We start from the raw sequence: 730 nt of genomic DNA on the forward strand, positions 1-730 counted from the left end.
AGTGAGGTCCACTGTGGCGAAGCCGTGCGCTTCGAACGCACCCGCGATCTGAGCCGACTCGCTGCGATTCCTGATCTGCACGCCCACGAAGATATGGGCGGAATTCGCGTCCGCAATGCGATAGTTGAACTCGGTGACGCTGCGTGTGCCCACCAGTTCGCAGAAACGCCGGAAACTGCCGCGCTCTTCGGGGATCGTCACGGCAAACACGGCCTCGCGCGCTTCACCCACTTCGGCACGTTCGGCCACGAAGCGCATGCGGTCGAAGTTCATGTTCGCACCGGACGTGATCGCGATCAGCGTCTGGTTCTCGATGCCTTCGCGCTCTGCATACTGCTTGGCACCGGCCACGGCCAAAGAACCCGCGGGCTCCAGCACGCTGCGGGTGTCCTGGAAGACATCCTTGATCGCGGCGCAGAGTGCGTCGGTATTTACGAGCAGCACGTCGTCGAGATACTCGCTGCACAGGCGGAAGGTTTCTTCGCCGACCAGTTTCACCGCCGTGCCGTCCGAGAACAGACCCACTTCGTTCAGCGTGACCCGCTCGCCAACTTTCAGCGACGCGGCCATCGCGCACGAATCATCGGTCTGCACGCCGATCACCTTGATCTCCGGACGCACCGATTTCACGTACGCGGCCACGCCCGCCGCGAGCCCACCGCCGCCGATCGGCACGAAGATCGCGTGAATCGGACCCTGATGCTGGCTGAGAATTTCCATGGCGACGGTG

The 730-nt window shown here is 63.0% G+C and carries 1 protein-coding gene; it reads right to left on the reverse strand.

Annotated features, from left to right (window positions below; genetic code table 11):
- The coding region (locus P0D68_RS35475) for a pyridoxal-phosphate dependent enzyme (RefSeq protein ID WP_408468833.1) at nucleotides 1-730 on the reverse strand (730 nt) is incomplete at both ends.

Origin of the sequence: Paraburkholderia sp. RL17-380-BIE-A (genome assembly GCF_046028085.1) — a bacterium.
GTDB lineage: Bacteria > Pseudomonadota > Gammaproteobacteria > Burkholderiales > Burkholderiaceae > Paraburkholderia.